General features: G+C 44.4%; 14 protein-coding genes. 9 read left to right on the top strand and 5 right to left on the bottom strand.

What is annotated here, in order from left to right:
* Positions 1–3,504 (bottom strand): hypothetical protein (locus tag HUJ21_RS06580; protein ID WP_291368150.1); only part of this gene is annotated, 3,504 nt, incomplete at its 3' end.
* A gap of 415 nt (positions 3,505–3,919) precedes the next feature.
* Between HUJ21_RS06580 and miaB the strand changes: the two genes are divergently transcribed.
* From miaB to HUJ21_RS06550, 6 genes are all read left to right on the top strand, one after another.
* Positions 3,920–5,380, top strand: coding sequence for a tRNA (N6-isopentenyl adenosine(37)-C2)-methylthiotransferase MiaB (gene miaB / locus HUJ21_RS06575; RefSeq protein WP_291368149.1), 1,461 nt, complete (start codon positions 3,920–3,922; stop codon positions 5,378–5,380).
* Positions 5,381–5,396: 16 nt separating this feature from the next.
* Positions 5,397–6,704: a sigma-54 dependent transcriptional regulator gene (locus HUJ21_RS06570; RefSeq protein ID WP_291368148.1), complete on the top strand. Its 1,308-nt coding sequence runs from the start codon at positions 5,397–5,399 to the stop codon at positions 6,702–6,704.
* Entirely contained in the window at positions 6,691–7,227 is a 537-nt protein-coding gene (locus HUJ21_RS06565) for an LptE family protein (protein WP_291368147.1), read from the top strand. The genes HUJ21_RS06570 and HUJ21_RS06565 overlap by 14 nt, the downstream gene beginning before the upstream one ends.
* 15 nt (positions 7,228–7,242) lie before the next feature.
* Positions 7,243–8,103: a hypothetical protein gene (locus HUJ21_RS06560; protein WP_291368146.1), complete on the top strand. Its 861-nt coding sequence runs from the start codon at positions 7,243–7,245 to the stop codon at positions 8,101–8,103.
* Between the two features lie 12 nt (positions 8,104–8,115).
* Positions 8,116–8,484, top strand: a complete 369-nt coding sequence (gene secG / locus HUJ21_RS06555; protein ID WP_291368145.1) for a preprotein translocase subunit SecG — start codon at positions 8,116–8,118, stop codon at positions 8,482–8,484.
* A 158-nt stretch (positions 8,485–8,642) separates the two neighbouring features.
* Positions 8,643–9,626: a sterol desaturase family protein gene (locus HUJ21_RS06550; protein WP_291368144.1), complete on the top strand. Its 984-nt coding sequence runs from the start codon at positions 8,643–8,645 to the stop codon at positions 9,624–9,626.
* Positions 9,627–9,678: 52 nt separating this feature from the next.
* On the opposite strand, the gene HUJ21_RS06545 is transcribed toward HUJ21_RS06550, so the two are convergent.
* Entirely contained in the window at positions 9,679–10,389 is a 711-nt protein-coding gene (locus HUJ21_RS06545; RefSeq protein ID WP_291368143.1) for a hypothetical protein, read from the bottom strand.
* A gap of 229 nt (positions 10,390–10,618) precedes the next feature.
* On the opposite strand from HUJ21_RS06545, the gene HUJ21_RS06540 reads away from it, so the two are divergent.
* From HUJ21_RS06540 to HUJ21_RS06530, 3 genes are all read left to right on the top strand, one after another.
* A complete protein-coding gene (locus HUJ21_RS06540) occupies positions 10,619–10,897 on the top strand; it encodes a co-chaperone GroES (RefSeq protein WP_014021059.1) in 279 nt (92 codons plus the stop codon).
* Positions 10,898–10,945: 48 nt separating this feature from the next.
* Positions 10,946–12,574, top strand: a complete 1,629-nt coding sequence (gene groL, locus HUJ21_RS06535; protein WP_166150733.1) for a chaperonin GroEL — start codon at positions 10,946–10,948, stop codon at positions 12,572–12,574.
* Between the two features lie 327 nt (positions 12,575–12,901).
* A complete protein-coding gene (locus HUJ21_RS06530; RefSeq protein WP_291368142.1) occupies positions 12,902–13,276 on the top strand; it encodes a response regulator in 375 nt (124 codons plus the stop codon).
* A 233-nt stretch (positions 13,277–13,509) separates the two neighbouring features.
* Here the strand turns inward: HUJ21_RS06530 and HUJ21_RS06525 are convergent, their stop codons facing one another.
* The 3 genes from HUJ21_RS06525 to HUJ21_RS06515 all read right to left on the bottom strand — a co-directional run.
* The gene (locus HUJ21_RS06525) at positions 13,510–14,406 is read right to left on the bottom strand and encodes a diacylglycerol kinase family protein (RefSeq protein WP_291368141.1); all 897 of its coding nucleotides are present in this window, start codon (positions 14,404–14,406) and stop codon (positions 13,510–13,512) included.
* A 324-nt stretch (positions 14,407–14,730) separates the two neighbouring features.
* Positions 14,731–15,681: a type IX secretion system membrane protein PorP/SprF gene (locus HUJ21_RS06520; RefSeq protein WP_291368140.1), complete on the bottom strand. Its 951-nt coding sequence runs from the start codon at positions 15,679–15,681 to the stop codon at positions 14,731–14,733.
* 59 nt (positions 15,682–15,740) lie between these two features.
* The coding region (locus HUJ21_RS06515; RefSeq protein WP_291368139.1) for an MBG domain-containing protein at positions 15,741–20,345 on the bottom strand (4,605 nt) is incomplete at its 5' end.

Here is a 20,345-nt window from a genome sequence, read left to right as displayed (position 1 = left end):
CTGATTATCCAGGGTAATCTCCTCATCTTTTAATGAAAAACCTGCATTCAGTGTGGCTACCTTAAAGGCTGTATTGTTAAACCTTAGCTTCCCCTGGTACTCCGGGGCATTGGTTTTTCCATTTACGCTAAAAGCACCGGAAAGGTATCCTTCGGCACCACTGATGGCTCCCTGACTAAGCCCTTCCAGCACTGCCATTTCCAATTTTTCCATGTCAAGATTCAGGTTCAACTGCGCACCGGAGGTATCGGCCAGGTAATCCCCTCCCAATTCCAATTCAATACCCTCGTCCCTAAGAGCCAGATTGAAATCATAGTTTTTTTGATCCGTCTTGCTAGCTGCATTCAGAGCGAGGTTTCCTAAAGGTACCTGAAGTACGTTGAGGTCTGAAATTGAAATATCTGCCAGCAAACCTGTGGCTCCAAAAGGATTTTCCACCACAAAATCCCCATCAACCCTTCCTGTTGCTACCATCTCGTCAGGGTTCAACAAGCTGGTAAAGGTGGCCAGACGGAAATTTTCAAACTTTAAACCAATGGTGTTTCCTTCAGGCTTGTTGTAAAACGATAAATTCTGGTTTTCCCTGGAAAAAGTGAAATCATTGAAAACCAAACTAGAATCCGCAAACCACACCTCATTGACCTCGGGTACCGACCACCTTTTTTTGTTCAAAAACAAGCTGTCGGGATGGACATGAAGCTTCAAGGAATCCTGGGCCAAATCTACATCAAAGGCGATATGTGCCAAAACCTCCTCACCATCTAAGGCATTAAAATCCATGTAAAGTTGCTTTTCCAGGATTTCACCTGTAAAATAGGTAGGACCCAATGCCAATGGACCGCTTTCCAGGCCCAACAAACCAAAAGCAAAACCAAAATCCTCCGCATCGCTGTTTACCCTAACCCCCAGACTGTCCACCACGATCCCTGCATAGGACAAATAAGGAAAATCAACACTTCCTGTTAAATGTGCCTTGCTTTCATCAAAATCAAAGGCTATAGAACCTTTGTCCATGCCTTCCAGATCAGGCAATACTACCTGATCCAAAAGCAAACCGGGAATTATTTCCATCTTTAAATTCACCGCTACCCTTTGCAGACTGTCAATTCCTCCTGCAGGGTCATTTGAGGAATTTTCCAAATACCTGTTGAAATGCCTGAAGAGACCGTCCATTGCCGCCGCCGGATCAGCATTGGCCTGCAGCTCTCCTTTTAAAATATTGCTGTCAATCGTAAAATCAGTGGTGTCTCGCATGACATTTAGGTTCATGTCCCAGCTTCCCAGCGGATAGGCCTGATCCTCCAAAACCACCGTTCCATCGCTGATTTTGGTTTGAAGGTCAAAGGATGATGCGTTGCCGTTCCAGCTTGCCGTAAGTTGCATGCTCCCCCTCAGGTTGTTGGGGCTGATGTTTAACCGGTAAAAATCCGCCCCTTTCAGATCCAGATCCAGATCTACCTGCAGGTCCTCAGGGTTCAATACTGCATCTGCCAACAATTCCATTTCCAAAAACTCATCCTGATGCCTCATTTCCACTTCTCCTTTCCCCTCCGAAATATTGGCCAGAAGCTTCATGCCACTATAGTCATGTCCCTTCCATTCCAGGTTGGTCATCCGCGTGTCCAGATTGAGGTCCAACCGCTCCAGGGGACCAGTATTTCCACTAGCCTTTATTTCAAATCCCAGCTTTCCAAAATCCTCCAGGTCCAAAATTTCTCCTAGGGGGGCTTCATCGAGAGAAGCCTGTAAATCATAGGTGAAAGCTTCTCCCTGAGAGGCTATCCTACCAGCCATTACAAATTCAGCTCCATAAGCATTAAGCCCAGTATTCAGGCTAAATGAATCCATGCTTCCCGAGCTATTCATTCCCAACTCAAGGGTTTCTGGAAATGTAAGCCCAAGGCTATCCTCCGGAATAAATTTGTTAATATCGGTATTGACCGTGACAAAATTCAGGGTATCCACTTTCCAGGCTAGCCGCTCAGGCTCCAGGGGATTGTCTACCAATCCCAGCATTTTGAATGTGGTCTTCTTCCCCCAGGCCCCCGATAATTCATTTATTTTGATCCGGTCCCTGCCTCCACTGGCGGAAAGTTTGGTGTTCAGCTTTTGGCCTGCCAGAGTTTTGAGGTAGGGATCATTCCTGAGCTCAGGAGAGAAATAATAAGCATCCTGAAGACCTATGCTCAGCTGTTGCACATTGATGTCAAAACGGGATTGGTCCGGATTATTCAGAAAACCTGCCAATCCTGTATACCTTAATACTGTATTGCCTAAAAGCTTGCTATTTCCGGTGGTCAACTCCAAATCCTCAATGCTGGTCATTTGCTCTTCCACCGACAGGTCCATTTGAAAATTTTCCAGGGAGAACCCTGACCTCTCCCGGAAAGACAAGGCTTTCAGTGATGCGCCTGCGCGCCCCTCCTCAAGAAATACCTGATTGAGTTTGAGGTTAAGCGCACTGAGGCCAAGGTCATTGGGATCAAATTGACCGCTGGGGGCTTCCTGCTGATCTACCCTGTATTTGATTTCGTTATTTACCAGGTCCACTGCCCCAATGTTGATCTTCCATTCCGGCCAAACCAATGCGCTGGAATCAGCATTCACAGGTTTCTGCGAAGATGGCGCGTCCAGGGTTTTGGACTGGTAGTCAAGGAAGGAATCCTCAAGCAGCAGGGATTTAACCTGCAGGCGTTCCTTTTCCATATCTGCTTCCGGGAGTTCCAGGTTAAAAGCACCCAGCCTGGCCAGCACATCCATTCCATCGGGATCTGACTGGTAATGCAAATTGATATTGGCCAGGGATAATTGATCCAACACCAGTAAAGGCAGCGGGCTTTCCCCGGGCTCCTCCTCGGCTGCTTCGGGAAAAGCTTTGGTTTGTAGGTATTTCAGGTCCGTATTTTCCCATTGAATTTTTCCAATATGAAAATCCATCCGGTTTAAATCCAGTTTTTCTGTGAGGATTTGCAGGGTTCCCAAGTCCAGCTCTACGGACATCCCCGACAGCTCATCCGCAAATTGAATTTCCCAGTCCTCCAGGTTTACCGGGCCCAGGGAAAGCTCCGGGAAAGCAGATTTCTTTGTTGATGATTCAGTGGCTGCGGAATCCCCCTCAGCTGCAGGAGATGTAAAAGCCTCCAGGAGAAAGTCAAAATTAAATTGACCCGTATTGTCTCTTTGTACATTGGCCTGTAGCCCTTCCCAGTCCAGACCGGTCACTTTTATCTCCCCTGTTCTCAGAAAAGGAATCAAAGCCATTCCTGTTTCAAGTTTTTCTGAATACAGCAAGGTGTCTCCCTGCATATCTTCCAGGTAAAGCCCCTCCAGATAAACCTCCCCTCCAAAGGTGATAAACAGCCTGTCTATGGCAACATTGGTATGGGTTTTTCCGGATACGTAGGAGGTGAGGCGATTGACGATAATATCCTGTCCAAAGGGGCTACGGATAAAAAGTAAAACCAAAAACAATAACAAGGTGAGGCTCAGGAATACCCAGCCCAAAACTTTTATTATTTTCCATCCTATGTTTTTCCGCTCAGCCAATATACAAATATGGGTAAAAAAAAGAGCGGATGAAGCAACCACTCTCAGAGATTAAATATATAACCCGGTAAACAGGACAATTTTTATACCAAAGGTCCATGAAGATTTGATCTTGAGGGTAAATCCTGTTTTTTTTACTGCTGTCTATCTAAAAAAAGGTCAACAGAAAGCTGACAGGTTTGTGGATTTCAGGAAATAGCTTTCATTTTGCCGATGGCCCGATAGGAACAATTTGATGCTTTTTCTGAAACAAGGTAAAAAATCCCATTTTACAGCGTTGAAGAAGGGATAGCAGATTAATTTATATTAATAAGCCCTTACCCTGTCAATCTGTCTGTATTTTATTAAATTTGCACTCTGAAATAATCAGCCAATGGAAAATATTATTAAAGATATCAATATCATCAATAAGGAAGAGGCGGACAGCTGTGATTTCAAAATCACAGCTGATGAAAATACGGGGAAAATTAAAAAGTTATACATAGAAAGCTACGGTTGTCAGATGAATTTTTCTGACAGCGAGATCGTGGCTTCCATCATGAAAGACAATGGCTTTGATACCACTTCGGATTTCAACCATGCAGACGTAATTTTTCTAAATACCTGTTCTATCAGGGACAAGGCTGAGCAAACCGTAAGAAAAAGGCTAAGCCAATTCAATCAGATCAAATCTGAAAAACCAGATCTGACCATAGGCGTATTGGGCTGTATGGCGGAGCGGCTCAAGGACAAATTGCTGGAAGAAGAAAAACTGGTGGACCTGGTGGTAGGGCCTGATGCTTACCGGGACCTTCCCAACCTGGTCTTGCAAGCTGATGAGGGGCTTAAAGGGGTCAACACCTTTTTGTCCCGTGAGGAAACCTATGCGGATATTTCACCGGTGCGCTTAAACTCCAATGGCGTATCCGCATTCATTTCCATCATGAGGGGCTGTGACAACATGTGTTCCTTTTGTGTGGTACCCTTTACCAGGGGAAGAGAAAGGAGCCGTGATCCCCATTCTATTGTAAATGAAGCCAGGGATTTGTTTCAAAAAGGTTACAAAGAAGTCACCCTGCTGGGGCAAAATGTAGACAGCTACAAATGGTCTCCTGAAGAAAACAACAAAGCCCGGCTCAATAAAAAAGCGGAAGGAGTATCCGAAGTGATTTATTTTTCGGATTTATTGGAAATGGTAGCAGCTATCGACTCCAGCTTAAGAGTGAGGTTTTCCACTTCTCATCCAAAGGACATTACAGATGAGGTATTGTATACCATGAAAGCCCATGACAATATTTGTAAGTACATCCACCTGCCGGTACAAAGTGGCAACTCCAGGGTATTGTCCCTGATGAACCGTACCTATGATCGGGAATGGTATTTGGAAAGGGTACAAAAAATCCGGGAAATATTGGGTGAAGACTGTGGCATATCCTCAGACATGATAGCAGGCTTTTGCACAGAAACCGAAGAAGAACACCGGGACACCCTCAGCATGATGGACCTGGTTCAATATGATTTTTCTTACATGTTTTATTATTCAGAACGTCCGGGCACCCTGGCGGCAAAAAAATATCCGGATGATATACCCCTTCCAGTCAAAAAGCGCAGGCTTCAGGAAATCATAGAAAAACAAAACCAGCTTTCCCTTGTGCGTAACCAAAGGGATATTGGGAAAGAACAGGAAATCCTGATAGAGGGCCAGTCCAAGCGTTCTGCAGATCAACTGAAGGGAAGGAATTCTGCCAATAAGGTAGTAATCGTACCTGCCGGGAAATTAAAGGTTGGGGAATATGTAAAAGTGCGTATTACGGATTGTTCCTCTGCCACATTATTCGGAGAAGTTGTCATTTGATATTTAGGTTATTGTTATGGTCCCTATAAGTGAATCAGAAATATTGAGTGTCAAGCAAAGGTTTGGTATCATCGGCAACAGTCCCTTGCTCAACCATGCCATACAAGTAGCCATGCAGGCCTCCCCTACTGAAATGACGGTTTTGATTACCGGAGAAAGCGGTAGTGGCAAGGAATCTTTTTCAAAAATCATTCATGCGCTCAGTAAACGCAGGCATGGCAAATTCATCGCCATCAACTGTGGGGCGATTCCCGAAGGCACCATCGATTCGGAACTTTTTGGTCATGAAAAAGGGTCATTTACAGGGGCTCATGAAGCCAGAAAAGGCTATTTTGAAGTAACTGACGGGGGTTCCATTTTTCTGGATGAAATCGGGGAAATGCCACTGGGAACCCAGGCCCGGCTCTTAAGGGTGCTGGAGAATGGCGAATTCATCAAAGTGGGCTCTTCCAAAGTGCTGAAGACCGATGTAAGGGTAATTGCCGCAACCAACGTGAATTTGCTGAAAGCCGTGGAAAAAGGAAAGTTCAGGGAGGACCTGTACTACAGATTGAACACGGTGCCAATTTTTGTACCTCCACTAAGACAACGTGGAGAAGATATGGTACTGCTGTTCCGGAAGTTCACCACCGATTTTTCGGATAAATATAAGGTTAAACCCATTGTGTTGACCGAGGAAGCAAAAAACCTGCTTATAAAATTTCCCTTTCCCGGAAATATCCGCCAGCTTAAAAATTTAGCGGAGCAAATTTCGTTATTGGAACAAGAAAGGGAAGTAAATGCCGTCACCCTGGACCAGTACCTGCCAAAAGAAGCCAGCAGCTTGCCTGCCTCTATTCCCGGGAAGAAAGGGCAACAGGAAAATTATACAGATTTTTCTGAAAGGGAAATCCTGTATAAGGTACTTTTTGACATGAAACAGGACATGACGGAATTGAAGAAGTTGGTTCTGGAATCCTATCATTCCGGGGGGCTGGATCAGCATATCATGAAAAAACATCAAAACCTTTTTGAGGATATTGATGATAACAGTTCCTACGAAGAAAGTTCCAAGCCTTCAAAAAACCTTCCCATGGTATTGGAATCATTGTCTGAGAAAAAAGATGTATCAGTAGAAAAGGAAGGGAAGAAATACGAAGAGGATATCATCGAGGACATCATTCATGAAGAAGATGACAGCTCTTTGTCTTTGGAAAAGAAAGAAAAGGAACTGATTGCCAGGGCGCTAAAGAAACACCATAACAAACGAAAATATGCTGCCATGGATTTGGGCATTTCTGAGCGAACCCTTTACCGGAAAATCAAGCAATATGACATCGAATAAATATCCGGCATCCCTGCTATGCCTGGTGTTGTTGTTATTTGGCAGCTGTAAGATTGAATACAGTTTTACAGGGACCACCATTGATTACAATGTTACCCAGTCATTTTCTGTTGACAATTTCTTTAACGATTCGGGCGGCGGACCTGCCAACATGGGGCAATTGTTTACAGAAGACCTAAAAGACTATTTTCAGCGAAACACCCAACTGGAACTGATACAAAATGGAGGCGATTTGCAACTTTCCGGGGCCATTACCAAATATACCATCACCCCACAGGCCACCGTATCCAACCCAAACAGCAACCAGCCAGACAGGGCTGGCCAAATGCGTATTACCATAAGTGTGGAGGTGGACTTTGTGAACCTGGACAACGAAGAAGAAAATTCCAAGCGGACTTTCTCCTTTTTCCAGGATTATGATCCCAGAAACACCACACTATTGCAGGTCGAAACCGAATTGGTAGAAGTGATTTTTGAAAATATCATCCAGGATGTTTTTACCTCAACTGTAGCAAATTGGTGAAAAATATTTAACTTAATGGATGTAAAAAAAAAGAAGGCCGTGAACTCCAAAGAATTTTTATCCCTGCTCCATAATTCCGACCAATTGAATAAGGATGATTTCAAGGATTCCTTAAAGCTTCAGGAGGAATTTCCTTATTTTCTGATACCTAAAGTCCTTGGCGCCAGGTACGAGTGGAATAACTCAGCTACTACATCCAACACCTTACTTCACTGGGCAGCAGTGCTTAGTCCTGATAGGAAAAGGTTAAAAGAACTGGTGACAGAAAAAATAGTCCTGACCCACATTACCGGTGAGGGACCAAAGCCCCTTATACCTGATGAAGATGAAAAGGAGGAGAAAGATGAGGTTGAAAATCAAAATATTCAACCCATAACCAGCGAGGATACTGATTCAGAGGCAGCAAAAATAGAAACCCCTACCAGACCCAATAGGGATGAGATTTTGAGGAGGCTGGAGGAAAACCTTAAAAAAATCAAAAAAAAGGATGCTGAAGGAGGTCATTCCGGGGAACATGAAAAAAAAAAGGAGGTAGCGGATTCTTCTCCCGAAAATGAAAAGGAAGATTTGATAGCGAGCATTGCCAAAAAGGAGGAGCTTTACCAGAGAAAAAAAGAGCAGCTGGACCTGATCAACAATTTTGATGAGAAGCCTATCAGGCTATCCAGGGAAAGAATGGATCAGGAAGAAAATCTTCCTGATTTATCCGAAAAAAGCACCCTGTTGAATGACAACATGCTCTCTGAATCTTTTGCCAAATTGCTGGTAAAACAAAATAAGAAACAAGAGGCCATAGAAATATATAGGAAATTAATATTGAAGTTTCCAAAGAAAAAGACTTACTTTGCAGATCAAATTGAGCAATTAAAAGCATAAATTCATATCTTAATGTTTACAGTACTTATCAGTATCATCATCATTCTGGCCATTTTATTGATTTTGGTCATTTTGGGACAAAATTCAAAAGGCGGAGTCGGAGCGGCTTTCGGCGGTAGTGCTTCTCAGATCATGGGGGTTACCAAAACCGGTAACATCCTGGAAAAAGCCACCTGGGTTTTGGCCATTGCCATTTTGGTTCTTTCCCTGGGCTCTTCTGCTTTTCACCAAACCAGCAGTCCTTCTGGTTTTACTTCTCCAAATGTAGAAAATGCCCAGAGACAAATGCTGACCCCGTCCTTTGATGATGAATCATTGTTGCCATCAGAAGGAGAGGAAGAAACACCTGATTTGGAAAACCTTCCAGATACCATTGAGTAAAAGGAAATTACAAGCTTATTTGGGCCTGATTTATTTTAATCAGGCCTTTTTTATTCCAGGCAATTTTAATTTATGCCCGCAAAACGTTGAAGAAAAGCCATAATATGATTAATTTAACGTTTTAACAACCAACTAATAATCCATCAAATTCAATATTTATGTTTGAAAATCATTTATCAATGGAGGATATTGGAGCTGATAAATGGCCCAATGTCATCTTGTGGGCAGCTCCCATTATGTTTTTACTTGTTTTTATCGAGTGGGGCATCAGTATATATCAGAAAAAAGACACTTATGACAAAAGGGATTTTCTGGCGGCTGCTACCATCGGCTTCGTAAATGTGGGTATCAGTGCATTGCTAAAAGTGTTCGTCTTTGGAGTGGCCTTGTTTTGCTGGAATCTGGTACCCTGGAAAATACCAGCTTCAGCCTGGTCCTTTGTCGCCTGTTTCTTTGCCATTGATTTTGCCCGCTACTGGGCACACCGGGTAGCACATGAACAGCGATTTTGGTGGGCCACCCATATAACGCACCATAATTCATCCAAATACAATTTCTCGGTTTCCTTCAGGTTGGGATGGACCCAGCACATTAAAATCATCTTTTTTGTACCTGTAATGCTGATGGGTTTTGATCCATTCGTCTTTTTCATATGTCACCAGATCGCAGTGCTTTACCAATTTTGGATCCATACCGAATACATAAAAAAACTCCCCCGGCCTATTGAGTTTTTCTTCACCACTCCCTCACACCATAGGGTACACCATGCCAGCGATGCCCACTACCTGGATAAAAATTATGGCTCAACATTTATCATTTGGGATAGGATTTTCGGCACATTTATGCCCGAAGCAGAGAGGCCTACCTATGGCATCACCAAACCTGTGACTTCCTATAATCCCATTTACTTAAATTTTCACGAATGGTCCGATATTGTGTCTGACCTGAAAAAAGCCAAAAACAGGAAAGAAGCGTATCAAATATTATTTGGAAAGCCCGGGGATGAAGTGATCAAAAACAGGGAGCTCCGTGAAAAAGCAGAAAAAGAGGCTAAGGAAACGGAAGCAGTTACCTCTTCCCCTTCAGCACCTACTCCCATTTTGGTGAGCAATGAAAATTCGTTATTGAAAAAAGAAGATTAAATAAAAACATAAATATCCGATCAAAAAAAAGGAAGGTTGCCCTTCCTTTTTTTTATGGCTCCACATGCCGAAGCAATAGGCGTTTGCTTACCGGAAGCAGGCTTTCTTCCAAAGGCACCCTGTGCTTTGTCTCTATTTTCCAGGTTGAGGGATTGGGAAGGTCCTGGAATTTTTTGACAAGGTCCATTTTGATCTTATCGTAGGTGTGCACCAGGCTTCTTTTAACAGTTGCGATAAACTTAAGTGCGATCCCCCTGAACCGATCAACGCTGTTTTGGAACAAATTGATCTGGTAACGGTAAATAAACACATCTTTGGTATGGGCATAGGAAAGCAGGGCGTACCCTTCCCTTTGATAGATAGGGCTGAGCCCAACCGGTTCAATTTCCAGGTGACTTTCTATGAAATCGTAAATGGTCTTTCCCTCTTCTATTTGCTGTCTGATCTTGGGCAAAGAATAGCTGATGATATCTCCCAACTCCTTCATCACATCATCTTCCTTCATGTTATTTTTATAGGAAATTTTCATTTTTTTCAAATCAATTCCTTCCATCTCCTTTGGAAAGGAAAGTTTTAACTGATGCCGGTTTTTGTCCAGTTGATTGAGTTTTTCATGATGGCCGATCAATTCTGAAAGTTGCGGGTACAATTTAACTGCTTTAAATTTTTCTTCTACCCCTTTCAGGTAAGCCAGCAACAGGTACTTTTTGTACTCAAAATCTATCAGGCCTTCAGAAATCCAGTTGTCCGATAATTTATCCATAGGTTAAAGTATTTAAATCATGAGAAAAAGTACGAAAATGTGGCATAGTATGCAATACCTTTCAGCAAAAATGACAGGCTTAAAATACATGTCCCATTGAAGCCTGACAGGTAATCCGGGGAAGTAAGACTTTATGTCAGGAAAGCACTTTTCACGGGGATTGGCACAGAAAGTGTAAATAAGAATTTTGAATTATTAGAAATCAAACTTTAAAAATAACTCAATCAAAATGTCTAAAGTTAACATCCAACCCTTAGCAGACAGGGTTTTGGTAGAACCCGCTGCTGCAGAAGAAAAAACAGCTTCAGGACTTTATATCCCTGACACTGCCAAAGAAAAGCCACAAAAAGGCACCGTTGTTGCCGTAGGAAATGGCAAAAAAGACGAACCATTGACTGTCAAAGTTGGTGATACTGTTTTATATGGCAAGTATGCGGGCACCGAACTTTCTGTGGAGGGTGCTGATTATCTGATCATGAGAGAAGCGGATATTTTCGCTATCCTGTAAGTATCCTTTAATCAAGTATAATTAATTAAAACGAAAAAAGACTAAAAAATGGCTAAGGAATTATTTTTCAATACCGACGCGAGAGATCGTCTGAAAAAAGGAGTAGATGCGCTTGCAGACGCAGTCAAAGTGACATTAGGCCCAAAAGGTCGAAATGTAATTTTGGATAAAAAATTCGGAGCCCCAACAATTACCAAAGATGGGGTAACCGTTGCTAAAGAAATTGAACTGGAAGATGCCATTGAGAACATGGGTGCTCAATTGGTAAAAGAAGTTGCTTCCAAAACTGCTGATGATGCGGGGGACGGAACCACCACCGCTACTGTATTGGCGCAATCTATTTTTTCTGTAGGGATCAAAAACGTGGCCGCCGGAGCCAATCCTATGGACCTCAAAAGAGGGATAGACAAAGCCGTAAGTTCTGTTGTTGAAGAATTGAGGAAAGCGTCTAAAGAAATTTCTACTTCTAAAGAAATTGCTCAGGTAGGAACTATTTCTGCCAATAATGACGATGAAATCGGTAAGATGATCGCTGATGCGATGCAGAAAGTAGGCAAAGACGGAGTAATAACTGTTGAAGAAGCCAAAGGAACCGAAACTGAAGTCAAAACTGTAGAAGGAATGCAGTTTGACAGGGGATACCTTTCTCCTTATTTCACTACGAATACGGAGAAAATGGAGGCAGAATTGGAAAATCCTTACATTCTTATTTACGATAAGAAGATTTCTGCCATGAAAGAATTGCTTCCTGTATTGGAGCCAGTTGCTCAGTCTGGAAGACCTTTGTTGATCATTGCTGAAGATGTGGACGGAGAAGCTCTTGCCACCTTAGTAGTAAACAAAATCAGGGGTGCCCTTAAAGTAGCTGCGGTTAAAGCTCCTGGATTTGGCGATAGAAGAAAGGCCATGTTGGAAGACATCGCTACACTTACCGGAGGTACAGTAATTTCTGAAGAAAGAGGTTACAAACTTGAAAATGTAACTATCGATTATCTGGGTACTGCCGAGAAAATCAATATCGATAAGGACAATACTACCATCGTAAACGGTGCTGGTGAAAAAGCAGCTATCGAAGGCCGAATCAACGAAATCAAAAGTCAGATTGAGAAAACAACTTCTGACTACGACAGAGAGAAGCTTCAGGAAAGATTGGCCAAACTATCTGGTGGTGTAGCCATCCTGTACATTGGTGCAGCCACTGAAGTAGAAATGAAAGAGAAGAAAGATCGTGTTGATGATGCATTGCATGCCACTCGCGCTGCCGTTCAGGAAGGCGTTGTAGTTGGAGGTGGTGTTGCCCTGATCCGTGCTTCTGCTGCATTGGAAAAACTGAAAGGAGCTAATGAAGACGAGGATACTGGAATAAACATTATCAAACAAGCCGTTGAATCTCCTTTGAGAACCATTGTATCTAATTCCGGCGGAGAAGCTTCCGTTGTAATCAATAAAATCAGAGATTCAAAAGGTGATTACGGATACAATGCCAGAACAGATAAATTTGAAGATCTGTTTAAAGCAGGTGTAATTGATCCTACTAAAGTAACACGTCTGGCGCTGGAAAACGCCGCATCAATTGCTGCCTTGTTGTTGACTACAGAATGTGTGGTCGCCGACATCAAGGAAGAAGCTCCTGCAGGTCCACCAATGGGCGGCGGAGGAATGGGTGGCATGATGTAATCCATTTCAGTAAATAAACCAAAGGGAGAGGCTTGAAAGCCCCTCCCTTTTTTATTTTAGCCCCTATTGTCAATAGCCCTTTTATGAGAATGCTTCAAGGATCGCCCAGAATCAGAATATTTCCAAACTGCCTGATTTTCTTGCCATTTCAGGCTTTCCTTTTATTTGAAATAAGGTAAAATGATTCCATACACATTATAAGGGTATAATTTCCAGCTGGGAGAAAACTGCAAAAAACAGAGAGAATTTTTTAATACTGAAATTATAGTGTTAAATTTCTGGAAATAGTGTGTGTGAAAGCGAGATTAGATATTATTTAAATAATCAATGTACCCATTCGATTTAATTGTTTTAATTGATGATGACCCTATTAATAATTTAATCAATAAACGGTTGATCAACAAGTTAAATCTAACCCCCAAAACCATTGAATTTTTAGAGGCTGAACAGGCCCTGGAATATTTAAAAAAACCTGACCTGGAGAAAAAAGTTTTGATACTTGTGGATATCAATATGCCAGTCATGAACGGCTGGGATTTTTTAAGTCAATATGTGGAATTTCAAAAAGAAAGAAACGACAGGATAATCATGTTATCCAGTTCCATAGACTTTCAGGACCGTCAAAAATCCAAGGAATTTCCATTTGTAAGCGGGTTTATAGAGAAACCGCTCACACATGAAAAACTGGAGACGTTTATCTGATCCATTTTTTTTAGCCAAAGGCGCAGTAATTAACCTGTTAAGGTGATTTGTCTGGTCAGTTTCCTGGTTTTTGAGGAAATGTGCTGGTGGAGTTTCGGGTTGATTCAAGGGTTGGTTAAGGGTTGATCAAAAATCCCATTGTGAATCATATTGTTCTAATCCGATGCTGTCAGTTTAAAGCTGCGTCAGGAGCAGCCGATGCAGTAGGCAGGGGTTGACCCAATAGATATAGGTCAATCCATGGGGTTATACCCATGATTCTCAGGATGCCAATACATCTTAATTTTGTGGTCTCTGAGTTGAAATGAAACCTTATTCTTAACTTCAACAATTTCTCCATCTACATGAAAAGGTGCCTCAGCGCTATTTTCAATGCTAACCCGATCAGCAGACCATCTGCGAACGAAATCCAATCCGGATAAATCTTCCCTCATGACCCCGTAAGTCAATTCAAGCCATTCCTGGAGACCATTTGGATTCAAAGCAATAATTTCGAATATCCCGTCATCCATCTTTGATCCTGGATTGATGGTAGCTCCCGTCCCGTATTTTGAACCATTGGCCACAATCAGCATTTTGGCCTCTACATTTTCTTCCTTTCCTCGGAGGATAATTTTAAAGGGGTAAGGCTTGATATCTCTTAAACTTGAAAGAGAATTTTTAAAATAGGCCACCATGCCTCTCTCATCCCCATCCTCAAATTTTTTGATCATTCCGGCATTTAAGCCAAAATCAGATAAATGAAGACTTACCTGACCATTCACGTCCATCAAATCCATATCTATAGTACTGCCTTTATCTAGGCTTTCTAAACTATCCTCCCAGGTTTTCAAACCCAGGCAAGTGGCCAGGCCATTGGCCGATCCAAAGGGAATAGGTAGCAACTTGATTTTTTTTCCCTCCAGGGCCTCCGCTACCATTTTGATCGTGCCATCGCCTCCGCCTACCAAAATCAGATCGTAATCCCCATCCTTTACCAATTTCTTGATTTTTTCACCATCCTTTTCTCCCGTAGTCTTCCATAATTCATAATCGCTCAAATGATCACAAATAGACGCAATGATGTCATCTTTGTCAGGCATATCTCCTGAAAAGGGGTTGTATATAAATAAGGCATGTTGCTTTACCATAAGATTGAATGAACTGATAAATTTGATTGAAATAATTACAAATATCCTTCCTATCTGTCAAAAATAATGTAGGAGAATTATTTAAAACAAATCAGGTGCCAAATTGACAAAAAAATGCTCCGACATTTTTCAAAAAGACAAGTTTAGGACTGATTTTAAAGGACTTAATGGCTGAAAACTACAGGAAAGAAAAAAAATAATCACAACCATTTCCCGAGACTCAAGTCCCCCGAATGGTTGTGATTGTACCTAAAGAGTAATGATTTTGATCTAAAACACCAATTTGGTGGTAATGATCAAGGGATTCTATTTAAATCAAATTGCTTACCAAATGCTCAAACCATTTTCTTTCTTTTCCGGACTACCAAATAAATGGTACACCAACATCAATTCGTGGGTAGCGTTGGGCAATAAATAGGATTTGACCATGGGTGTCTCATAAACATAGCCCAGTCTGAACCCTTCAAACAGCACCCCCAGCTGGTAGCTGTTGGCGTAGTTCACCCTATGGCCGCCGCCAATCCAAAGTTTGTCCATCAACAGCAATTTGACATTAAATTCTACATTATCAGGCAGGTCCTCCTGAAAGCGGTACATCAGGTTGGAGGCCAGCATCATTTGATCCCCTACCTTGCTGCGGTACCCGGCCTGAAAAATACTGACCGGTGGCTTGCGGTCCATAAAGATATCCCCTGAGCTCAGAGCACCCCCGTTTACATTATGGACGGCATAAGAAACATAGTATTTTTCATGTGTCAATGCCAGCCCAAGGTTAAAATCCAATACTTCCATTCTGGCAAAGCCATTGGCATACTGCATCATCATTGGATCATTCCCCTGCTCTGCGGTAAGGCGGTTGCCATCCAGACGGATATGGTTGTAATTTACGCCAGCTCCCAGGCGAAGGTTGGTAGATTGGTTTAATCGGATCCTTGAGGCATAGCTGACGATCAATTCATTTTCCAAAAAAGGTCCATACTGGTCTGAAAACAGGTTTACCGCCACTGCATTTTTTCCCAAAAGAGCAGCATTGGCATTGCCACCCAATTCGGCAAAGTCCAACTCTGCGGAAAAAAAGTAGGTTTTGGGAGCACCCTCCCAGCCAGCCCACTGGTTGCGGACCAATCCCCTTAAGACGGACCCCTCATAACCTGTCAGTCCCGGGTTGTAATAACTCTGCAAGTGGCTAAACTGGGAGGTATATTTTCGGGACTGTCCCTCTGCCGTGATCACAGCTAAAAATAGGATCGCTATGGATAAGTAAAATTTTTTCATTTCCTTGGTCTTTTCTGGTTAAAAATGGCCGGCCTGCCCATGCAAGCCGGCATTTATTTTTATTTTTTCAAAATATTCAACATACCCTTTCTGGTTTCACCGGTTTCTTTTACCTGGACGGTCCAATAATAGGTCCCTATTGGTAAATCCACCCCTTCAAAGGTACCGTCCCAGCGATGATCGGGATCCTGTGTATAAAACACCCTTTTGCCGCTTCTTTCAAAAACCTGGATGCTCACCCCGGAATAGTGTCGCAAGTCGGGAACGCCCCAACCATCATTGATGCCGTCACCGTTGGGTGTGAAACTGTTGTATACCTCGATTTCGCTTATCGATTTTCGAATCCTGTTGATCTCCAGCAAACGGTCCATCACGTTGCCATCCCTGTCTGTCACCCGGACCAATACCTGGAACGTGGTTTTTCCTTCTGCCCTTTCCGGGCTGTTCCAGTAAAGCTGGCCTGATAGGATTTCAAAGTAACCGTTATCATACATTCCTCCGGGCAATTCAAGGAGATGAATGTCATCCACCGCATCGATTACCTCCAATTCGCCTATCTGTACCACTGCCATTGCTTCTTCCCCTTCAAACTCATTGTTTGTAATCAAAAGGTTGGAGGGTGCTTGTTTTGGATCTATCACCAGTGTCAATTTTGCCTGCTGGTTTTCCGGATTCTCGTGCACGCTGCCCAAATCCAGGCTGCCGGTGAGGGTATATTGCCCACTGGCCAAAACGTCCACTACTGAACTATCCCAGGTTACCGACAAGTTGATGATTTCATCCCGGTCCGTAATCACCAGAACCGTGGCCGGCAGCTCAGGAATGGCTTCACCCCAACCCATATGGACAGGTGTCATCTCCAGTACATCCACTACCACAATTTCAATGATCTCGAATTGGTTTCCGGTAAACTGAACCTGATAGTTTTTCCCTGCATCCAGACTTCCCTGGTTGATGGCATAGGTTCCGGGTGCTTCTCCCGGTTCCCTTTCCAGCTGGCCACTGAAGACTTCATAGCCATCTTTTTCTTCAAAGCCGCTGGCCAGGTAGGTGAATTCAGGATCGCTATCCCCAAAAGTTTTGTACAAACCACCGTTGGCTTTGACTTCCAGCGTTTTGGGCATCACTTCCAGTATTCCGGCCACCATTTTTATCTGGTAATTGTGATCTTCTGCCCCTGATAAGCTGATTGGGTAAACCCCAACCCCGGTTTCCAGGGTGGTAGTGGTAACAATTTCAGGTAAAACACTAACCTCGGTATCTCCATTGACTAGACCTTGGAATTGGTAGGTAAGTACCGGATTCTCCATGCCATAGACTTTGGACTTATCATCCGCTGTGATGGTCAATGATGCTGGCGTAACTTCCAGTTCGCCGGCTATCAGCGTGATCGCATAATTGTCGTCCGAGCCGCCGGTCAGCGCTATGGGGTAAGTACCCACATTGGATCCCACTGTTGCTGTTGTGCTGATGGCTGGTTCGTCGCTAACTTCCGTGTCCCCATTTACAAGACCGGTATAGGTGAAGGTCAAGTCAGGATTGGCTTCGCCATAGACTTTGGACTTATCATCCGCTGTGATGGTCAATCCTGCTGGCGTAACTTCCAGTTCGCCAGCTTCAAGCGTGATATCGTAGTTGTCATCCGATCCCCCGGTCAGGGCAATGGAATAAGTACCCACATTGGATCCCGCTGTAGCAGTTGTGCTGATGGCTGGTTCGTCGCTGACTTCCGTATCCCCATTGACCAGTCCGGTATAGGTAAAGGTCAAGTCAGGATTCGCTTCACCATAGACTTTGGACTTATCATCGGCCGTGATGGTCAATCCTGCTTGCATTACTTCCAGTTCGCCAGCTACAAGCGTGATGGCATAGTTCGCATCGGAACCGCCTGTTAAGGTAACTGGATAGGTACCTACGTTTGAGCTTTCCGTCGCCGTAGTGGCTATACCTGGCTCATCGCTTACTTCTGTATCGCTGTTCACCAAACCGGTGTAGCTGAATGTCAATGCTGGATTCGCTTCTCCATACACCTTAGACTTGCTATCCGCCGTGATGGTCAAAGCCGCTTGTGTTACTTCCAGTTCGCCAGCTACCAGCGTGATCGCGTAGTTCGCGTCTGAGCCGCCAGTTAAGGTAACCGGGTAGCTGCCTACGTTTGAATTCGCTGTTGCTGTTGTGCTGATCGCAGGTTCCTCACTCACTTCCGTATCCCCATTGACCAGACCGGAATAAGTGAAGGTCAAAGCCGGATTAGCTTCACCATACACTTTGGACTTATCATCCGCCATGATGGTCAATGCTGCTTGCGTTACTTCCAGTTCACCGGCTTCAAGCATGATCGCGTAGTTCGCGTCTGAGCCGCCAGTTAAGGTAACCGGGTAGCTGCCTACGTTTGAATTCGCTGTTGCTGTTGTGCTGATCGCAGGTTCCTCACTCACTTCAGTGTCCCCATTGACCAGACCGGTATAGGTGAAGGTCAAAGCCGGATTAGCTTCCCCATACACTTTGGACTTATCATCCGCCATGATGGTCAGTGCCGCCTGGGTAACTTCCAGTTCGCCCGCTACCAGCGTGATCGTATAGTTGTCGTCCGAGCCACCGATTAAGGTAACAGGGTAGCTCCCTACGCTTGAGCTTGCCGTAGCCGTGGTGGCTATACCTGGCTCATCGCTAACTTCCGTATCCCCATTGACCAGTCCGGTATAGGTAAAGGTCAGAGCTGGATTCCCGTCGCCATACACTTTGGACTTATCGTCTGCCGTGATAGTCAAAGCAGCTTGCGTAACTTCCAGTTCGCCGGCTATCAGCGTGATCGCATAATTATCGTCCGAGCCGCCGGTCAGGGCAATGGGGTAAGTACCCACATTGGATCCCACTGTTGCTGTTGTGCTGATGGCTGGTTCGTCGCTAACTTCCGTGTCCCCATTTACAAGACCGGTATAGGTGAAGGTCAAAGCCGGATTAGCTTCCCCATACACTTTGGACTTATCTTCTGCCGTGATGGTCAAAGCGGCCTGGGTTACTTCCAGTTCGCCGGCTACCAGCGTGATGGCATAGTTCGAATCCGAGCCACCGGTTAAGGTTACTGGATAGCTGCCTACGTTTGAGCTTGCTGTAGCAGTAGTGCTGATGGCTGGCTTATCGCTGACTTCAGTATCACCGTTTACCAAACCGGTGTAGCTGAATGTCAATGCTGGATTCGCTTCGCCATATACTTTGGATTTGTTATCCGCAGTGATGGTCAATGCTGCCTGCGTTACTTCCAGTTCGCCGGCTACCAGCGTGATGGCATAGTTCGAATCCGAGCCACCGGTTAAGGTTACTGGATAGCTGCCTACGTTTGAACTCGCTGTGGCCGTTGTGTTGATGGCTGGCTTGTCGCTAACTTCTGTATCGCTGTTCACCAAACCGGTGTAGCTGAATGTCAATGCTGGATTCGCTTCGCCATATACTTTGGATTTGTTATCCGCAGTGATGGTCAATGCTGCCTGCGTTACTTCCAGTTCGCCGGCTACCAGCGTGATGGCATAGTTGTCGTCCGATCCCCCGGTTAAGGTAACCGGATAGCTGCCTACGCTTGAGCTTGCTGTGGCCGTTGTGTTGATGGCTGGCTTATCGCTTACTTCAGTATCCCCATTGACCAGACCGGTATAGGTGAAGGTCAATTCTGGATTCGCTTCGCCATATACTTTAGACTTGTTATCCGCAGTGATGGTCAATGCTGCCTGCGTTACTTCCAGTTCGCCGGCTACCAGCGTGATGGCATAGTTCGCATCCGAGCCACCGGTCAGGCTGATTGGATACGTACCTACGTTTGAGCTGGCTGTTGCCGTCGTATTAATGGCTGGCTTATCGCTTACTTCCGTATCACCGTTTACCAGACCGGTATAGGTAAAGGTCAGCAATGGATTTTCCTCACCATAAACCTTGGACTTATCGTCTGCGGTGATCGTCAGTGCCGCCTGGGTTACTTCCAATTCTCCGGCTACCAGTGTGATCGCGTAGTTCGCGTCTGAGCCGCCAGTTAAGGTAACCGGGTAGCTGCCTACGTTTGAACTCGCTGTCGCTGTTGTGCTGACCGAAGGTTCATCGCTAACTTCTGTATCGCTGTTCACCAAACCGGTGTAAGTGAAGGTCAAAGCCGGATTCGCTTCCCCATACACCTTGGACTTATCATCCGCCGTGATGGTCAAAGCCGCTTGTGTTACTTCCAGTTCGCCAGCTTCAAGCGTGATCGCGTAGTTCGCGTCTGAGCCGCCAGTTAAAGTTACCGGATACGTTCCTACGTTTGAGCTTGCTGTAGCAGTAGTGCTGATGGCTGGCTTATCGCTGACTTCAGTATCACCGTTTACCAGACCGGAATAGGTGAAGGTCAATTCTGGATTCGCTTCGCCATATACTTTGGATTTGTTATCCGCAGTGATGGTCAATGCTGCTTGCGTAACTTCCAGTTCTCCCGCTACGAGCGTGATCGCATAGTTGGCATCCGAACCACCGGTCAGGCTGATTGGATACGTACCTACGTTTGAGCTTGCTGTAGCAGTAGTGCTGATGGCTGGCTTATCGCTGACTTCAGTATCACCGTTTACCAGACCGGAATAGGTGAAGGTCAATTCTGGATTCGCTTCGCCATATACTTTGGATTTGTTATCCGCAGTGATGGT

The organism is Cyclobacterium sp., assembly GCF_014762705.1.
GTDB lineage: Bacteria > Bacteroidota > Bacteroidia > Cytophagales > Cyclobacteriaceae > Cyclobacterium.
The sequence above is the reverse complement of the archived record's forward strand: the minus strand, read 5'-3'. Positions and strand labels throughout refer to the sequence as shown.